The following is a 16,652-nucleotide window of genomic DNA, read 5'->3' as shown; positions in this document are numbered from 1 at the left end:
ATATCCCTTAGTTCAGCACCAGTTTCGCGGTGTCGAGCTTCGATTGCAGCATCTTCTGCGACGACATCACCTCAATCCACCAGCTGAGGTTTTGCGGCTTGAGGTTCGGCTCGGACTGGTTCGGCGGCGTCGCCTTGACGAGATCGAGCGGCTGCTTGGTGAACTTGGCGATCGAGGCCGAGGCCTTCTCGCGGTCGCTGTTGACGATCGCGGCGGCCTCCGCGACGGCCTCGCGAAACTTCTTCACGGTGGCCACATTCTTCTCCGCCCAGTCGCGCGATGCGGCATAGAAGATGATCGGATCGGTGCGGCCGAGCTCGGCGCCGTACCGCGCGCCAACCGAGCCGAGCCCCGCATTGCTCATGCGCGTGACGAACGGTTCGGCCGTGAGCACCGCATCGACGCCGCCTGATTTGATGATGTCGGCCATGGTCGGGAAGGTGACTTCGACGAAATTGACGCTTCGGGGATCGACACCTTTCTCGACCAGCCATTTCACGAAGAGCACGTGCAGGAAGGCGTTCAGGCCGGGCGCGCCGACCTTCTTGCCGATGAAATCCTTGGGATCCTTGATGGTGATGCCGTTGCGGACGAAGGCCGCGATCGCGGTGTTGGAGGTCGGGTTCATGACCGAGGCGCCGGCGATCGCGACGAGGTCGAGGCCGCCGTCCACGGCTTGCAAGAAGACGGTGGAGGTGGGGCCGCCGACCTGAATCGAATTCGACAGGATCGCCGCCGGGATGTTGGAGTTGATCGCGATCGGCGTCATCTCGACTTGCAGCCCGTGCTTTTTGAAGATGCCTTCGTCGACCGCGACCATGGCCGAGGCGCAGTCGGAGGTCGCGGTGCAGCCAATCTGGATCTTAGCTTGGCCCAGCGCGGGTGCCGTCAGGCCAGCAGACATCCCGAGCACGAGGCCCGCCAACATCGTTCTGCTCGTTCGCCTCACTGCGCTCTCCCCGTTTTGTATTTTTCAGTCTTGTTTATCGATATTTTATCTGATCATATATTTGAAACGATGACAAGGGGTGCCCAAGGTGAAGCTCGCAACGTTCAGATCGGCCGGCCAGGAGAAGATCGGAGCCGTCCATAGCAATGACAGCCAGGTGCTTGACCTCGCCGCCGCGGCCGCACGGGACGGCGGAGCCGATCCGGCCTTCGGCTCGATGCTGGCGCTGATCGACGCCGGGCCCCGCGCGCTCGATCGGGCCCGGGCGCTGCTCGACAAGCACGGAAAGGACGCGACGCTGTCGGCGGCGGTCACCACCGTCGACATCCTCGCGCCGGTGCCGGTGCCCCGGCAAATGCGCGACGGCATGTCGTTCCCCCTGCACATCCTGCAGGCGCCGCGCGGGCAGCAAAAGCTCGCCGCGCGTGCCAAGGGCGACATGGCGGAATTGGCGCGCATCGACGCCGAGCCGCTCGGCGAATTGCCCGAGGTCTATCGCAAGCAGCCGATCTTCTACATCACCAACCGCTTCAGCGTCCGCGGCACCAACACCACAGTGAAATGGCCGCGCTACAGCAAGGTGATGGACTACGAGCTCGAATTCGGGATCATCACCAAGAACAAGGGCGCGAACATTTCCGCCGCGAAAGCCAAGGATCACATCTTCGGCTACACCATCTTCAATGATTTCTCCGCGCGCGACGCCCAGCGCATCGAGATGGAGGGACGGCTCGGCCCTGCCAAGGGCAAGAGCTTCGACGGCGGCAACGTGATGGGGCCCTGGATCGTGACGCCCGATGAGATCGGCGATCCCTATCATTTGAAGATGGAAGCGCGCGTCAACGGCGAGACCCGCTCGAAAGGCGTGAGCGAGGGCATGCTGTTTTCGTTCGAGGAGATCATCGCCCACGTCAGCCAGGACGAGACGCTGATGCCCGGTGAATTCATCGGCTCCGGTACGGTCGGCAATGGCTGCGGCCTCGAGCTCGGCTGGTTTCTGGAGCATGGCGATACGATCGAGCTCGAGGTCGAGAAGATCGGCATTTTGAAGAATCGCGTCGAGCGGCAAGAAACCTGAAGGGGGCGTCTGAAGGCGCGCTTGAAGCGACGCCTGACTGCCGCCAACGAGAACAATCAACGAGGAAGCGCCATGACGAGCAAGCTGATCGACATCTCTGTCCCCCTCCAGAACGACGTGCCGGCCGACCCGCCTGGCAATCATCCGACGATCCAGTACATCAATCATCAGCAGGGCCTGCCGCGCATGCTGCAGTTCTTCGATGGACTGAAGGCCGAGGATCTGCCTGATGGCCAGGGCTGGGCGGTGGAGCAGGTCAGTCTCTCCACCCACAACGGCACGCATCTCGATGCGCCCTGGCATTTTCACCCGACCATGAATCGCGGCGAGCGGTCCTGGACCATCGACGAGGTGCCGTTGGAATGGTGCTTCCAGCCCGGCGTGAAGCTCGACTTCCGGCACTTGCCGGACGGCTATGTCGCGACGGCCAAAGACGTCGAGGCCGAGCTCAAGCGCATCGGCCACGAGCTGAGGCCGCTCGAGATCGTCGTGGTCAACACCAGCGCCGGCGCCAAATATGGCCGGCAGGACTACGTCACCTCGGGCTGCGGCATGGGCTACGAAGCAACCATGTACCTGCTCGAGCGCGGCGTGCGCCTGACCGGCACCGACGGCTGGAGCTGGGACGCGCCGTTCGTTCACACCGCGAAGAAATATGCCGAGACGAAAGACGCCAGCCTGATCTGGGAAGGCCACAAGGCCGGACGCCATATCGGCTATTGCCATCTCGAGAAGCTGCACAATCTCGAACTGCTGCCGCCAACCGGCTTCAAGGTGTCATGCTTCCCCGTCAAGATCGAGCGAGCCTCGGCAGGCTGGACGCGAGCGGTCGCGATTTTGGAGGGGTAGCTTATTGTCCCGTTGGGCGCCCATGGCGTCAAAAGGTCGAGCCACCCCGCCCGTCGCTTGTTGTCTCTACCCTTGATGGAATCGAACCCGGTAGTCATGCGGCAGCACGTTCAGGCGGCGGCGGAACGCGCGGCGTAGATGCTCCTCGCTCTGAAAGCCTGCGCGCGCGGCGATTTCCTTGATAGGGGAGGCGGACACTTCCAGCGCGCGCCGGGCAGCCTCGACGCGAAGCTCTTCGACCGCCTTGGCGGGCGTGCGGCCGGTCTTCTGGCGAAACACGCGCGCGAAGGTGCGCGGGCTCATGCCCGCTCGTTCGGCGAGACTTTCGACACGCAAATCGCGGCCGAGATTTTCTTGCATCCAGCTCGAAATTTTTTCGAGAGCCCGATCTTCCGAGGCCTGCATTGACAGCGGCACGCTGAATTGCGCCTGCCCGCCGGGCCGCTTGAGGAAAACGACGAGGCGCCGCGCGATGCGCATGGCCTCGCGATGGCCGAGATCATCTTCCAGCAGCGTGAGCGCCAGATCGATGCCGGCCGTCACGCCTGCCGATGTCCAGATGCCGCCGTCATGCACGAAGACCGGGTCGACCTGAACCGAAACGTCGGGATGTTTTACGCGCAGCAGGTCACAGGAACCCCAATGGGTGACCGCGCGCCGCCCGCGCAGCAGCCCGGCTGCGGCGAGGATGAATGTGCCCGTGCAGACCGAGCAGACGCGCCTTGCCTTCGGCGCTGCCAGGCGAAACCAATCGACCAGCGCGGCTTCTGCAGCGGCGCGATGGACGCCGGGACCGCCACCCACCATGAGGGTGTCGATGTTCTTGTGGTCGCAGTCAGCGAGGGCGGTCGTCATCACCTCCAGACCGGACGAGGTTTTGACCGACCCGCCTTTCAACGAGCAGATCTGCCAGACATAGGGCGCGCGCCCCGCTTTCGACGTTTCGCAGGCCAGTTCGAAGGCCTGTAGCGGTCCGGCAAAGTCGAGCAGCAGACAGTCGTCGAAAAGGACGAAGACCACGCGGCGGGGGGCGGAACGGGCCATTGACAGCGCCTTGAGCAGGGAAGGCTTGGCAGGAATTGCGTGTGTTATGACATTTCGGCAAAGGCCCTCCGCTGTCAACATGAGTTATCCAACGTTAGGAGGGCTCCATGTCCGGCAAGCGGATCGAAATCGGAATTCTGTACTATCCTGGGATGACGCAACTGGACGTCACCGGACCATTCGAAGTTTTTGCCCGTCTGCCGAACGTCCGCATGCACCTGCTGTGGAAGCGCATCGAGCCCGTCGTCAGCGACGTCGGTCTGCCGCTGCTGCCAACCACGACCTTTGCCGACTGCCCGGATCTGGACGTGTTCTGCATCGGCGGCGGTCCGGGACAAGTCGCCACCATGGACGATGACGAGGTGATTGCCTTCGTTCGCGACAAGGGTGGATCGGCGCGCTACATCACCTCAGTTTGCGCCGGCTGTCTGATCCTCGGCGCCGCGGGCCTCATCGATGGATACAGGTCAGCCTGCCATTGGCTGATGAGCGACCAGCTTGCTGCGTTTGGCGCCATCGCCGTCGACGAACGCGTCGTGGTCGACCGCAACCGCATTTCCGGCGGTGGGGTCACCGCCGGTATCGATTTCGGTTTTCAGGTTGCCGCCGAACTCTGCGGCGAAGACGTTGCAAAAAACCTCCAGCTGATGCTGGAATATCAGCCGCAGCCGCCGTTCGACATCACCGTGCAGAATGCGCCGCGTGAGCTGATTTCCCGCATGCGCCGCGAGGCCGAACCTTGGCTGCAAAAGCGCGCAGCCGCGGTGCAGAAGGCGGTTTCTAAACTCAAGGCGAGAGCAACGGCGGCTTAAGCTGTTCGAGACAGGGAGGAAAGGTACAAGCGCCCTTATTGGAAAGGTGTTCGCATGAACTGGCACGGCCGCATCGCTACGCTTCTCGTCGTTGGGACTTTCATCGCATCTTTTCTGCCCACCCACGCCGCCGAACTCTCCGGTCGCGTGGTCCGGATCGGCATCATCAATGACCAGACCGGGCCATTGTCCGACCTGTCGGCATCGGGCTCCGTGGCGGCAGCCAGGATGGCGGCGGAAGACTTTCAGAAACTGGTGCCGTCGATCAATGTCGAGATTTTGGCCGCCGATCACCAGAACAAGCCCGATATCGGCGTCGGCATTGTCCGCAAATGGTTCGACGTCGACGGCGTCGACATGGTCGCCGACGTCTCCAATTCGGCCGTGGGGCTGGCGATCCAGTCGCTGGCGCGTGACAAGAACAAGATTGCGGTCTACTCGGCGGTGGCGACCACCGAACTGACGGGCAAACAATGTTCGCGAAACGGCCTGGCGTGGCTGCACGATTCCTACAATCTGGTGTCGGGACCGATCCGCACCCTGGTCAGCCAGGGCTACGACACCTGGTTCTTCATCGCGGCCGATTACGCGTTCGGCAAGAACATGGTGTCGGAATCGCAGCGCGTGCTGGCGGCGGCGGGCGGCAAGTCGCTCGGCGCGGTGTATCACCCGATTGGCAACGCGGACTACAGCTCTTTCATCCTGCAGGCGAAGGCGTCCGGCGCCAAGGCGATCGCCTTCGCCAATGCCGGCGACCAGCTCGTCAACCTGATGAAGCAATGGAACGAGTTCGGCATGAACACGGGAAGCCAGAAGCCGGTGGCCGAACTGATGTTCGACACTGATGTTCATGCGATGGGCCCGAAAACCGCCAAGGGCCTGACCACGCTGACGGCATGGTACTGGGCGTTGGATGACGAGAGCAGGGCGTTCGGCCAGCGCTTCTTCAAGCTTCGCAGCGCCATGCCCACGGCACCGCAAGCCGCGGTCTATTCCGGCGTCAGCCACTATCTGAAAGCAGTCGCTGCCGCAGGCACGGATGCGACGGATCCAGTGCTGGAGAAGATGCGCTCGACGCCCGTCGACGATTTCTACGCACGCGGCGCGAGGTTGCGCGACGACGGCAAGCTCGTGCACGACTTCTATCTTGTGCAGGTGAAGGATCCGTCCGAGGTCAAGGCACCCTGGGAGTACTATAACGTGCTCGAGAAAATTCCAAGCGGCGAAGTCTACGCTTCGCTGGCTGACAGTGAATGCCCACTGGTCAAGCGGGGCAATTGAGGTTGGAGTGCCAATCCCGCGACCTGATGGATAATCGTGATCGTGAGCTTGGTCGGCGCGCATTACGGTGACGGTGCTGGACCGCGCCAACTCCAACTGTGCATCGGCCAACGTTGGAGAAAACAAAAAGGCCTGACGAGCCTCAACCGCGCAACTCGCTCGCCGAAAGGCGCCGCCACATCCCGGCCCGCCCGACCTCCTGCGATGATGCCACTATGCTCCTGTTTTGCCCGACGAAGCAAATCGCGAGAGACCCCATTCGGAATGGCGGCAACGATCGCGGCCAATTCGCCTCGGCTCGCTTGGGCGAGCCGGACAGGCGAGTCACCACGATTCCTCGGCCTCTTGGCTCCTGAAAGCCTGCCCGACCCGCACCCAATCCGGCTCCACACCTAACCCATTGATCTTGCAGCCCCCGTCTACTGTGCATGGGGTTGTTTTCGCGAGTTTTGATGTGCCCCGTGCAATTTGACGTCGCTGACAGCGCCGACTACGTTCCGCGAAACACGAAAGCTCGCGAGCGTTGAGCCGAGCGAAATTCCACGGGGAAGAAATGACCGGCGACACCGCAGCCACCATCTCGAAAGCGCGCGAGCATTCCATCGGCGATCTCCTGCGCCGCTCCGCAGGCCGTGAGCCGAGCAAGCTCGCCGTGAGCTGCGGCGATGTCAGCTGGAGCTTTGCCGAGATGGATGCGATCTGCAACCGGCTCGGCCGCGGCCTGCTCGGGCTCGGCGTCGGGAAGGGCGATCGCCTCGCCGTGCTCTCGCGCAACTCGCACGCCTTCGCGGCGCTGCGCTTCGCGGCCGCACGGATCGGCGCGGTGCTGGTGCCGATCAATTTCATGCTCAATCCGGACGAGATCAATTTCATCCTGAAGAGCTCCGGCGCCAAGCTGCTCGCGACCGGTCCCGATTTCGTCGGGCCGGCACGCGCGGCGAGCGCGAAGGATTGCGCGGTCGAGAAGATGATCTGGCTGCCGGGCGAGGATCCGGCCGCGGCGCCTGCCGACCTCACCACCTTCGATGATCTATTGCATCCCGACGGGTCGTTCCTGGACGCCTCGGTCGATAGCCGCGATCTCGCGCAGATCGTCTACACCTCGGGCACGGAATCGCTGCCCAAGGGCGCGATGCTGACCCATGAAGCCGTGATGTGGCAGTATGTCAGCTGCATCATCGATGGCGGCATGAGCGTGGACGACAAGTTCCTGCACGCCTTGCCGCTCTATCATTGCGCGCAGCTGGATGTGTTCCTGGGCCCGCAGGTGTATCTCGGCGCCTCCGGCGTGATCACGGGCAAGCCGACGGCCGACAACATCCTGGCGCTGATCCAGGCGCACAGGATCACCTCGTTCTTCGCGCCGCCGACGATCTGGATCGCGATGCTGCGCTCGCCGAACTTCGACAAGACCGATCTGTCGACGTTGCAGAAGGGCTATTACGGCGCCTCGATCATGCCGGTGGAGGTACTGCTCGAATTGCAGCGCCGGCTGCCGGCCGTCAAGTTCTGGAATTTCTACGGCCAGACCGAGATCGCGCCGCTCGCGACCGTGCTGCGGCCGGAGGACCAGCTCCGCAAGGCAGGCTCCGCCGGCAAGCCCGTGCTCAATGTCGAGACGCGCGTCGTCAACACGGCGATGGAGGATGTCAAGGTCGGCGAAGTCGGCGAGATCGTGCATCGCTCGCCGCATCTGCTCTCCGGGTATTACAACGATCCGGTCAAGACCGCGGCGGCATTCACCGGCGGCTGGTTTCATTCCGGCGATCTCGCCACGGTCGACGAGGAAGGCCACATCACCGTGGTCGACCGCGTCAAGGATATGATCAAGACCGGCGGCGAGAACGTCGCGAGCCGCGAGGTCGAGGAGATGGTCTATCGCATCCCGGAGGTCTCCGAAGTCGCGGTCGTCGGCCTGCCCGATCCGCGCTGGATCGAGGCGGTGACCGCCATCGTCGTGGTCAAGACCGGGGCAAAGCTCGACGAAGAAACCGTCATCAGACATTGCGCCGGCCATATGGCCCACTTCAAGGTGCCCAAGCGCGTGATCTTCGTGGACGCCCTGCCGAAGAATCCGAGCGGCAAGCTGCTCAAGCGCGAGCTGCGCCAGCGCTTCGTCGGCGGCGAGACGCTCGACAAGGCGGTGCAGAAGAGCTTTGGGACGTAGCAGGCGCCGTTCCGGCGCCGTCGCGGCGAACTCGCCTATTCGGCCTCGCCAGCCAGCTTCCTGACGTCGTCGGGCGTCGCTCCGAAACGGCGGCGAAACGCGCGATGGAAGTAAGAGACGTCGTGAAATCCGGCGAGGTGCGCGATCTCGATGATCTTGCGGCTGCGCATCGCAGGATTTCGCAGCAGTCGTTCGGCGCGCAGCAATCGTTGCTCCAGCACGAAGCCGCTATAGGTGATGCCGGCGCGCTCGAACAGCAATTGGATGCTGCGTGGGCTGATGCGGTGCGCGGCTGCGAGGTCGGACAGCGACAATGCGGGGCTGTCCAGCTGCGCCAGGATGTCGGACTTGAGCGCTTCGAAGCGCGCCGCCGCAAGGCCGCGCAATTGAGCCTCTTCGGCGGCATCGCCGCGTGCGCCGAGCATCAGGACGGCGAGGTCGAACAGGTGCTGCGAGACCGCATCGAGCTCCGCCGGCGCGAGCTTGTCCGCGTGCGCGTGTGCGAGGTCGTAATATCGCAGGAACATCGATGTGATCGGGTTGGCGCCGGAGATCGACCCCGCGATCAGGTCCTCGGCATTCGGGCAGGCGCGCAGCAGGGCCTTTCGCGGCAGCAGCGCGGTCTGGAAATTACCATACGCCAGTTGCGTGATTTGGGCCCCCTTGATCGAGGGATCGCCGATCGTGATGTCGCCGGCGGCGACCTCCAGTGGCCGTTTCCCCATGGCCCCACGCAATGCCGAATTGGGCGACGTCGTGATCACCAACTCGTCGTTCGTTCCCAATGACACGAAGGACATCGGCGTGCCGAACGAGGCCGAGAGTCTGAGGCGGGGAAGAATGGCAGGCGCAATGGTTCGGTGAACGCGCCCTTCACCAACCGGCACGAAATCGACGTTCGCTACCTGACGGCAAAACTGCTCGCGCCATTGTTCATAGGCCGCACCGTTCGGGTCGCCATCGAATGAGAGCTGCGGCTGGGTCATCGATCGCCGGAACGCCTATTGCCGATTCATTGCGATCCGCACTTTCGTCGGCGCGCCGGGGATGCGGCAACTAGAAAAGCGCCAGATAGCGCGAAAAACCACTCGCACCTACGCGCTGAGCCAGCGACGAGGTGCCGCAGCCTCCTTATTGGGCAAATCGAGCACGCTGCGCCGCGACCGCCAGGCGCCGGAGAACCTCAATACTTCTTCACCGCCGCACTGAAGGCCAGCCAAAGCGCGATCGACGCCAGGCCAAAGCCGCCGAGCAGCAGGAAGGTCGGCCCATAGCCGATCCATTGCGCGATCCAGCCGCCGAGAGCCGGGCTGAGGCTCGCGCCGACGCCCTGCACGGTGATCACGGCGCCTTGGCCGAGATTGATGCGGCCGGTGCCGTTGAGCGCGCGCGCGACCATGCCGGGGACGGCAACCGTCTGAAGCCCGGTGCCGATGCCGTCAAGCACCTGCATCGGCACCACGCCCCACCATCCCGTGACGAAGAAGGCGAGCACGCCGCGGACCGGCAAGAACATGAAAGACACCAGGATCACCGGCCAGTAATTGCGCTTGCTCGCGGCCTTCATCGCGATCAGCGACGTGACGATCATCACGCCCTGTGCGATCACCACGGTGGTTGCGACGAAGCTCGGGCCGTTGGCCTGTCCCTCGGCGACCGCGGCAAGTCCGTACAGCGGCACGATCGCGGCATTGCCGAGGTGGAACAGCGCGAGGGCGAGAGCCAGCACGAGCAGCGCCTTGTGCTTCAGCAGCATCGTCATCGCATCTGGCGGCGCCTTGGAATCGTCCTCCTTGCTGCCGCGCGCGGCGCGGTCGTCGATCGCTTGGGCTGGAATCATCATGACGCAGGCGATGGCGATGGCGCCGAATACGGCGGCCAGCGCGAACACGGCGACATAGCCGAACTTGTAGCCGAGATAGCCCGACAGCGCCGCGCCCACCATGTTGCCGGCGTGGTTATACGCCTGGTTGCGGCCATTGAGCGCATTGAAGCCCTTCTGCTTGGCGATGCCGAGCGTGATGCCCGTGACGGCCGGCACGATGGCGGCGCTCGCCAGCGATTGCGCCACTTGCGAGAACGTCACCGCCCAGAAGTTTTGCGAGATCAGGATGATTGCGGACGCCGAGACGACGCAGATGCCGGGAATGATTACCCACAGCCGCTTGTTGCGGCTGGAATCGATGAAGCCGCCGATCGGAGTCGTGACCAGCATGCCCGCGACGTTGCCGATCGTCATTGCCGTGCCGATCAGGCCGGTCGCCCAGCCGCGTTCCTGAAGGAAGACCCCGACGAACGGCCCGATGCCCGACTGCATGTCGGCCATGAAGAAATTGAGCGCGAACAGGGGCCAGATGCGAGACGTTGAAGGGCGAGATGTCATCGAGACGCTGAACTTGATGCTGCCGATCGAATCGGATCTCGCATGAGGCGGACTCGGCGGGCGCTGCGGGTGCGCCCGGGCGGACCAGACCTTAACCTGCTCTCATGGCGTTGGTTCCGGTTGCTCTTGCGATCCGGCGAGTGCGACGTCATGTCTTGCAAGACTGGATCATGATGGATCAGCGCGATGCCCCTCTGGACCTGCGCAACCTGCGGCGCTCAATTCCCGGATAGCGGAAAACCCCCTGCGGCCTGTCCGATCTGCGAGGACGAGCGCCAGTTCGTCGGCTGGGATGGTCAAGCTTTCCTCACGCGCGAGGAGCTCGCGCGCAAGCACCGACTGGTGGGGCGCGACGATCTCGGCCTGACCGGGATCGGCATGGAGCCGAGCTTTGCCATCGGGCAGCGAGCGCTGCTGGTGCCTGACGGCGACGGCTGCGTGATGTGGGATTGCATTCCGCTCGCGACCGACGAGGCCATCCACCACGTCGCAGCACTCGGCGGCCTCAAGGCCATTGCGATCTCGCATCCGCATTACTATGGCGCGGTCGCCGCCTGGAGCGACAGGTTCGGTGGCGTGCCGGTCTATCTGCACGCCGACGATCGCGCCTTTGTCACGCGGCCTCATCCGGCGATCGTGCACTGGACCGGCGAAAGCCATCGCCTCTCCGACGACGTGCTGCTGCTGCGCACCGGCGGCCACTTCGCCGGCGCCACCGTGCTGCATTATGCGCGTGGTGCGGACGGCAAGGGCGCGCTGCTCACGGGAGATATCGCGCAGGTGACGATGGACCGGCGCTTCGTCAGCTTCATGTATTCCTATCCGAACTACATGCCGCTCAACGCCGCCGCGGTGCGGCGGATTGCGTCAGCCGTCGAGCCGTTCGCCTTCGACCGGATCTATGGCGCCTGGTGGGGCCGCAACATCGCCAGCGGTGCCAAGGCGGCGTTTGCTGCGTCGGTCGCGCGCTATCTCGCGGCCATCGCCTGAGCCGGGTTGCGGATCGGATTTATCTTGCCGGCCTCTAATTAGTGTACTATAAGTACATTATAAGATCGGGCGCAAACGGCGCATCTGGCGGGAGCCGGCATGATCGATGCATCGAAGAAGCCGTGAGGTCTAGCGGCCTCCGTGAGCGGGAGCTGAGTGCATGACGGCGCAGCGCGACTACGACATCTTCGAGGCTGGCGACGTCACGCTCCAATCCGGGTCCGTGTTTCCCGCGCTGAAGCTCGCCTACAAGACCTACGGCACGCTGAGCCCGGCCAAAGACAACGTCATCCTCTATCCGACCTCGTTCAGCGCCCAGCACACCGACATTGAATGGCTGATCGGGCCCGACGGCGTGCTCGATCCCACGCACTACTTCATCATCATCCCGAACCTGTTCGGCAACGGCCTGTCGTCGTCGCCCTCGAACACGCCCGCGCCTTTCCCGGAAGTGAGCTATCACGATGCCGTCGCGGTCCAGCACCGGCTGCTCACCGAGCGCTTCGGCATCTCGAAGCTTGCGCTGGTCTATGGCTGGTCGATGGGCGGCATGCAGGCCTATCACTGGTCGGCGCTGCATCCGGACATGGTCGAGCGCGCCGCGATCGTCTGCGGCAGCGCCCGCTGCTCACCGTACAACTACGTCTTCCTCGAAAGCGTGAAGGCCGCGCTCACGGCCGATCCCGCCTTCCGCGATGGTCGTTTCCTCGAAAAACCCGTCGCCGGCTACCGCGCCATGGGACGCGTCTATGCCGGCTGGGCGATGTCGCACGGCTTCTACCGCGACGAGCTCTGGCGCGAGGCCGGCTTCACTTCACTCGAGGATTATCTCGTCCGCGCCTGGGATGCGACCTTCGCGCGGCGCGATGCCAACGATCTTCTGGCGCAGATCGGCATCTGGCAGCGTGGCGATATCAGTCGGTGTGCAGCATTCGCCGGCGATCTCGATCGCGCGCTGGCCGCGATCAAGGCCCACATGCTGCTGATGCCGGGCGCGACCGACCGTTATTTCGACGTGCACGACAACGAGGACGAGCTCGGCAAGCTCGTCAACGCGAGATCGGCGGTGCTGCATCCGATCCCGTCGCTGCATGGCCATCGCGCCGGCAATCCCATCAACAATCCCCGCAACCAGGCCTTCATCAAGGCCGAGATCGCCGAGCTTCTCCGCAAGTAGGGCACGCAACCGACCATGAGCGACGCAACCATTCCGGACGCCGGCCATCGCCTGAAGCCCCTGACGCCCACCACGCTGCGCGAATTGTCGGTTCGCTCCAACATCAGAGGTGCGGTGCAGAGCCTCGGCCATTACAGCGTGATTGTGCTGGTGGGCGTGCTGATCTGGAGGGTTTCGTCGAGCTGGGGCGCGCTCTGGGCGCTGCCGCTGATGGTGGTGCAGGGCTATGTCGTTGCCTTCCTGTTCATGGCGGTGCACGAGACCGCGCACAAGACGGCATTCAGGAGCCGGGGCCTCAATCTCGGCGTCGGCTATCTCTCGGCGTTCATCATCGGGCTGCCTTACGAATATTACTGTCTGTTTCACTGGGACCATCATCGCTACACGCAGGACCCGGAAAGGGATCCCGAGCTGATCGTGGGCGTGAAGCCGACGTCCGACACCCAGCTTGCGCTCGCCTATAGCGGCCTGCTCCAGGTCGCCGGCCGTCTGCGGCTGATGCTCGGCCACGCGATCACCGGCAAGGTCGTCGTGCCATGGATTCCCGAGAGCAAGCGCAGCACCATCGTTGCCGAGGCGCGCGCCTATGTCGCGCTCTACGCCCTGCTGCTCGCGCTGTCGCTGTGGTGCCCTTCAGCGCTGCTGCTCTGGGTCTGGATCGTGCCGCTCGTGATCGGGCAGTTCTTCCTGCGGCCCTATCTCTACGCCGAGCATACCGGTTGCGACCGCACCCGCAGCGCCTTTCAGAACACCCGCACGACTTACACCGGTGCTATCGTCAAATGGTTCGCGTGGAACATGCCGTATCATGTCGAGCACCACGCTTATCCCTCGATCCCCTTTCACGCCCTGCCGAAGCTGAACGCGATCGTCGACGGCGAGATCGTCCATCGCGGCCGCGGCTACATCAGAACGACGCGCGAGACCTGGGCCTGGTTTCGCCGGCAGCGGCAGGCCGGCTAGCTCAACGCAAAACTCCGGCCGCGATGCGACCGGAGCTTTGTCGTGATATCGAGATATCAGTAGATCCCGTAGGCGCAGACGTTCACGACGCGCACGCGCAGGCCGTGACGGGTCCGGACCAGGCGCTCCTGATAGCAATTGCTGACGCCGGTGTTGAGGTAGATACCGCCAAAGCCCCAGCCGGGACCCCAGTGGTGATGACCATGATGGTGATGGAAGCCGCCGGCCGAGGCCGCGGTGGGGGCGAGAGCGGCAACGCCGAGCGTGCCGGCGGCGATCAGACCAAGTGCAAGCTTACGAAACATCTTCATTCTCCATTCGGCGCTAGGGCCATTGTTGCGTCCCTGCATTTCCGTCGAGACGAGACGCGATCGCGTTCATGGCAAGCGGGAAGAATCGTGTTTCAGGAATGTTTCGTCGGCTGCGGCAGAATGCGCCGCAATCAGGCTTTCTGCGCCGCGCGATAGCGCACGGCCATCGCCTGCGTCAGCTCGGCCATCTTGTCGCGGAGATCGGCCGGTTCAAGGACTTCGGCTTCCGGGCCGAGCCGCAGCAGTTCGGCCGCGGCATGCCACGATGTCTTTCCGACCGGCACGCGCGCAATGCGCCAGCCGTCTGCATCGGTTGTCTCCTCGAGCTGTGTGCGTGCCTTGACATAGGGCTGGCTGAGCGCGTCGAGCAGCTTCACGCCGAACGGCGACAGCCGGACGATCGCAACATTGGGGTGCATCTCGCCTTCGAGCCGCAGCGTCGCAGCCCGCCAATGGGCGGCGAGGTCGAAGCCGGCGGGACGATCGAAGTGGTCGCCGAGGGCTGTGCAGTCGAGCACGCGTGCGACGCGATAGGTACGCACGCTGCCGTCGACTTGTCCTGCGAGATACCAGCTGCCGCCCTTCAGCACGAGGCCGAGCGGCGCGACGCGGCGCTGCTTCTCGGATCGCCAGCTCTGGTACCGGATCCTGATCAGCGTCCCGCGCAGCACGGCGCCGGCGATGGTGCGCAGGTGCTTCGGGTCTTCCGCTTCGCCGAACCAGCCGGGCGCGTCCAGGTGGAAACGCTCCTGCATCCGCCCGGCATCCTCACGCAAATTCGGGGGCAGTGCCGCCATCAGCTTGTTTTGGGCGGCGATCATCGCAGCATCGAGCCCGAGTGCGGCGGCCGGGCCTGGCAATCCCGCCAGGAACAACGCGCCCGCCTCGCTCTGCGACAGTCCATTCAGCCGCACGCGATAGCCGTCGAGCAGGCGATAGCCGCCGTCTGCGCCGCGGTCTGCATAAACGGGAACGCCGGACGCCGCGAGCGCGTCGATGTCCCGATAGATCGTGCGCACCGACACTTCGCAGGCCTCCGCGAGCTCGGGCGCGGTGACGTGTCCCCTGGCCTGGAGGGTGGTGAGGATCGACAGCATCCGGCTCGCGCGCATGATCCCTTAGACCATACCTGACACAAGATGTCAGGTATGGTCCGCTACAAGCGGCGCCATCGCCAGCCGGCCAGATGGAGACTGCCATGACCGATCCGAACCGCATCACCCTGTTCTATTCGCCGCAGTCGCGGGCCACCGGCACGCGGGTGCTGCTGGAGGAGCTGCGAGCTCCTTACGATCTCCATGTCCTCAACATGAAGGCCGGCGAGCAGCGCAAGCCCGCCTATCTCGCCCTCAACCCGCTCGGCAAGGTGCCGGCGATTCGCCACGGCGAGGCGCTGGTGACCGAGCAGGTCGCGATCACCATCTATCTCGCCGACCTGTTCCCGCAAGCGGGGCTGACCCCCGCCCTGAACGATCCGCTGCGCGGGCCTTATCTGCGCTGGATCGCCTATTATGGGTCGTCGTTCGAGCCGGCCTTGATCGACAAGTTCATGCAGCGAGAGCCGGCGCCGATCACGCAATCGCCCTATGCCGATTACGATACGATGCTGGGTGCGCTCGAGGCCCAGCTGGCGAACGGGCCCTATCTGCTCGGCGAGCGCATGACGGCGGCCGACGTATTGTGGGGCGTCGCGTTCAGCTGGACCATGATGTTCGGCATCGTGCCGAAGAAGGATGTCTTCGTCCGCTATGCGGAGCGCATGACGGCGCGGCCGGCGTTCCAGCGCATCAATGCCGCAGATGCGGAGATGGCGGCGCAGCATGCCGCCGCGGCGGGTGGATGAGAGGGCGTCAAAATCGCGGTGCCCGCTTGTCGGCGAACGCCTTGATGCCTTCCTTGATCTCGTCGCCGCGCATGCTGTCGCGGTGGCGCCGGTCGGCGGCGCCTTCATCGAGCTCGCCGCGGGCGAACTCGTTGATCGCGCGCTTCATGCCGCGCATCGCTTGGGGGGCGTTGCCGGCGAGGATCGCAGCGAGCGTGTCGACCTCCTCGTCCAGGAATTCCACCGGCACCATCGTGGTGAGATAGCCGATGCGCAGCATTTCCGGGGCGTCGATCTTCTGCGCGGTGAGGAACAGCTTCTTCGCATTGTCGACGCCGAGGCGGGTCACGTAGCGCTTGATGCCGCTCGGGTAGTAATGCAGCCCAAGGCGCGCCGCCGGCATGAACATTTCCGCGGTATCGACGCCGACGCGGAAATCGCAGGCGAGTGCGAGGTCGGTCGAGCCGCCATAGACGCCGCCATTGAGCCGGCAGATGGTCGGCACGCCGAGATCCTCGAGCCGGTTGACGACGGCCTCGAAGGCCGAGCCCGCGCTCTGCTGCTCGCCCGCGCTGACCGCGCGTTCCGCGACCGAATTGAGATCGTAGCCGGCGGAGAAGGCGCGCCCGGTTCCGGTCAGCACCAGCACGCGAATATCGGGATCGGCCTCGACCCGGTCGAACAGTCTCGTCAGCTCGTCGAGATCCTCCGCCTGCAGCCGGTTGAGATGTTTCGGCCGGTTGAGGCGGATGGTGGCGCGGGCGCCGATGATTTCGAGCAGGGGGCTAGATGCTGCGTCGGCTGTGTCCGACATTCTCGTCTCCGT

General features: G+C 64.2%; 16 protein-coding genes. 9 read left to right on the top strand and 7 right to left on the bottom strand.

Translation table 11 applies throughout. The features are described from left to right. Positions 1 to 7: 7 nt before the first annotated feature. A complete protein-coding gene (locus I6F16_RS15680) occupies positions 8 to 928 on the bottom strand; it encodes an ABC transporter substrate-binding protein (RefSeq protein WP_225111531.1) in 921 nt (306 codons plus the stop codon). 109 nt (positions 929 to 1,037) lie between these two features. On the opposite strand from I6F16_RS15680, the gene I6F16_RS15675 reads away from it, so the two are divergent. Together I6F16_RS15675 and I6F16_RS15670 are read left to right on the top strand one after the other, a co-directional pair. Next, positions 1,038 to 2,027, top strand: a complete 990-nt coding sequence (locus tag I6F16_RS15675; protein WP_225111705.1) for a fumarylacetoacetate hydrolase family protein — start codon at positions 1,038 to 1,040, stop codon at positions 2,025 to 2,027. A 72-nt stretch (positions 2,028 to 2,099) separates the two neighbouring features. Then, complete coding sequence (locus tag I6F16_RS15670) at positions 2,100 to 2,876, top strand: cyclase family protein (protein WP_225111532.1); 777 nt, start codon at positions 2,100 to 2,102, stop codon at positions 2,874 to 2,876. Between the two features lie 66 nt (positions 2,877 to 2,942). Here I6F16_RS15670 and I6F16_RS15665 read toward each other — a convergent pair whose 3' ends face one another. Next, positions 2,943 to 3,920, bottom strand: a complete 978-nt coding sequence (locus I6F16_RS15665) for a GlxA family transcriptional regulator (RefSeq protein WP_225111533.1) — start codon at positions 3,918 to 3,920, stop codon at positions 2,943 to 2,945. A 107-nt stretch (positions 3,921 to 4,027) separates the two neighbouring features. Here I6F16_RS15665 and I6F16_RS15660 point away from each other — a divergent pair, with 107 nt between their 5' ends. From I6F16_RS15660 to I6F16_RS15650, 3 genes are all read left to right on the top strand, one after another. Continuing rightward, positions 4,028 to 4,732, top strand: a complete 705-nt coding sequence (locus I6F16_RS15660; protein WP_225111534.1) for a DJ-1/PfpI family protein — start codon at positions 4,028 to 4,030, stop codon at positions 4,730 to 4,732. Between the two features lie 54 nt (positions 4,733 to 4,786). After that, positions 4,787 to 6,013, top strand: a complete 1,227-nt coding sequence (locus I6F16_RS15655) for an ABC transporter substrate-binding protein (protein WP_225173849.1) — start codon at positions 4,787 to 4,789, stop codon at positions 6,011 to 6,013. Positions 6,014 to 6,566: 553 nt separating this feature from the next. Further along, positions 6,567 to 8,180 (top strand): acyl-CoA synthetase, encoded by a 1,614-nt coding sequence (locus I6F16_RS15650; protein WP_225111536.1) that lies wholly within the window; start codon positions 6,567 to 6,569, stop codon positions 8,178 to 8,180. 35 nt (positions 8,181 to 8,215) lie between these two features. Here the strand turns inward: I6F16_RS15650 and I6F16_RS15645 are convergent, their stop codons facing one another. Beyond that, entirely contained in the window at positions 8,216 to 9,166 is a 951-nt protein-coding gene (locus I6F16_RS15645; RefSeq protein WP_225111537.1) for an AraC family transcriptional regulator, read from the bottom strand. Positions 9,167 to 9,363: 197 nt separating this feature from the next. After that, positions 9,364 to 10,563: an MFS transporter gene (locus tag I6F16_RS15640; protein ID WP_225173848.1), complete on the bottom strand. Its 1,200-nt coding sequence runs from the start codon at positions 10,561 to 10,563 to the stop codon at positions 9,364 to 9,366. A gap of 186 nt (positions 10,564 to 10,749) precedes the next feature. Here I6F16_RS15640 and I6F16_RS15635 point away from each other — a divergent pair, with 186 nt between their 5' ends. From I6F16_RS15635 to I6F16_RS15625, 3 genes are all read left to right on the top strand, one after another. Next, a complete protein-coding gene (locus I6F16_RS15635) occupies positions 10,750 to 11,553 on the top strand; it encodes an MBL fold metallo-hydrolase (protein ID WP_225173847.1) in 804 nt (267 codons plus the stop codon). Positions 11,554 to 11,713: 160 nt separating this feature from the next. After that, positions 11,714 to 12,730, top strand: a complete 1,017-nt coding sequence (locus tag I6F16_RS15630) for an alpha/beta fold hydrolase (RefSeq protein WP_225173846.1) — start codon at positions 11,714 to 11,716, stop codon at positions 12,728 to 12,730. 15 nt (positions 12,731 to 12,745) lie between these two features. Continuing rightward, a complete protein-coding gene (locus I6F16_RS15625) occupies positions 12,746 to 13,693 on the top strand; it encodes a fatty acid desaturase (protein WP_225173845.1) in 948 nt (315 codons plus the stop codon). A gap of 56 nt (positions 13,694 to 13,749) precedes the next feature. Here I6F16_RS15625 and I6F16_RS15620 read toward each other — a convergent pair whose 3' ends face one another. Together I6F16_RS15620 and I6F16_RS15615 are read right to left on the bottom strand one after the other, a co-directional pair. Beyond that, on the bottom strand, positions 13,750 to 13,998 hold the full coding sequence (locus I6F16_RS15620) for a hypothetical protein (protein WP_035997328.1): 249 nt from the start codon (positions 13,996 to 13,998) through the stop codon (positions 13,750 to 13,752). Positions 13,999 to 14,135: 137 nt separating this feature from the next. Then, positions 14,136 to 15,116: a YafY family protein gene (locus I6F16_RS15615; RefSeq protein ID WP_225173844.1), complete on the bottom strand. Its 981-nt coding sequence runs from the start codon at positions 15,114 to 15,116 to the stop codon at positions 14,136 to 14,138. Between the two features lie 86 nt (positions 15,117 to 15,202). Here I6F16_RS15615 and I6F16_RS15610 point away from each other — a divergent pair, with 86 nt between their 5' ends. Further along, the gene (locus tag I6F16_RS15610) at positions 15,203 to 15,847 is read left to right on the top strand and encodes a glutathione S-transferase family protein (RefSeq protein WP_225146277.1); all 645 of its coding nucleotides are present in this window, start codon (positions 15,203 to 15,205) and stop codon (positions 15,845 to 15,847) included. A 7-nt stretch (positions 15,848 to 15,854) separates the two neighbouring features. Here the strand turns inward: I6F16_RS15610 and I6F16_RS15605 are convergent, their stop codons facing one another. Next, positions 15,855 to 16,640: an enoyl-CoA hydratase/isomerase family protein gene (locus tag I6F16_RS15605; RefSeq protein WP_036036286.1), complete on the bottom strand. Its 786-nt coding sequence runs from the start codon at positions 16,638 to 16,640 to the stop codon at positions 15,855 to 15,857. Between the last annotated feature and the right edge of the window lie 12 nt (positions 16,641 to 16,652).

Source organism: Bradyrhizobium sp. IC4060 (genome assembly GCF_020193715.1).
In the GTDB taxonomy this organism is placed as follows: Bacteria; Pseudomonadota; Alphaproteobacteria; order Rhizobiales; family Xanthobacteraceae; genus Bradyrhizobium; species Bradyrhizobium yuanmingense.
This window is presented reverse-complemented; position numbering and strand designations above follow the sequence as displayed.

Excerpts from the sequence above, each read along its gene's own strand:
- I6F16_RS15650 (WP_225111536.1), top strand. The coding sequence starts at position 6,567 with ATGACCGGCGACACCGCAGCCACCATCTCGAAAGCGCGCGAGCATTCC.
- I6F16_RS15640 (WP_225173848.1), bottom strand. The coding sequence starts at position 10,563 with ATGACATCTCGCCCTTCAACGTCTCGCATCTGGCCCCTGTTCGCGCTC.
- I6F16_RS15635 (WP_225173847.1), top strand. The coding sequence starts at position 10,750 with ATGCCCCTCTGGACCTGCGCAACCTGCGGCGCTCAATTCCCGGATAGC.
- I6F16_RS15670 (WP_225111532.1), top strand. The coding sequence starts at position 2,100 with ATGACGAGCAAGCTGATCGACATCTCTGTCCCCCTCCAGAACGACGTG.
- I6F16_RS15655 (WP_225173849.1), top strand. The coding sequence starts at position 4,787 with ATGAACTGGCACGGCCGCATCGCTACGCTTCTCGTCGTTGGGACTTTC.
- I6F16_RS15665 (WP_225111533.1), bottom strand. The coding sequence starts at position 3,920 with ATGGCCCGTTCCGCCCCCCGCCGCGTGGTCTTCGTCCTTTTCGACGAC.
- I6F16_RS15625 (WP_225173845.1), top strand. The coding sequence starts at position 12,746 with ATGAGCGACGCAACCATTCCGGACGCCGGCCATCGCCTGAAGCCCCTG.
- I6F16_RS15660 (WP_225111534.1), top strand. The coding sequence starts at position 4,028 with ATGTCCGGCAAGCGGATCGAAATCGGAATTCTGTACTATCCTGGGATG.
- I6F16_RS15605 (WP_036036286.1), bottom strand. The coding sequence starts at position 16,640 with ATGTCGGACACAGCCGACGCAGCATCTAGCCCCCTGCTCGAAATCATC.
- I6F16_RS15610 (WP_225146277.1), top strand. The coding sequence starts at position 15,203 with ATGACCGATCCGAACCGCATCACCCTGTTCTATTCGCCGCAGTCGCGG.
- I6F16_RS15620 (WP_035997328.1), bottom strand. The coding sequence starts at position 13,998 with ATGTTTCGTAAGCTTGCACTTGGTCTGATCGCCGCCGGCACGCTCGGC.
- I6F16_RS15630 (WP_225173846.1), top strand. The coding sequence starts at position 11,714 with ATGACGGCGCAGCGCGACTACGACATCTTCGAGGCTGGCGACGTCACG.
- I6F16_RS15645 (WP_225111537.1), bottom strand. The coding sequence starts at position 9,166 with ATGACCCAGCCGCAGCTCTCATTCGATGGCGACCCGAACGGTGCGGCC.
- I6F16_RS15680 (WP_225111531.1), bottom strand. The coding sequence starts at position 928 with ATGTTGGCGGGCCTCGTGCTCGGGATGTCTGCTGGCCTGACGGCACCC.
- I6F16_RS15615 (WP_225173844.1), bottom strand. The coding sequence starts at position 15,116 with ATGCGCGCGAGCCGGATGCTGTCGATCCTCACCACCCTCCAGGCCAGG.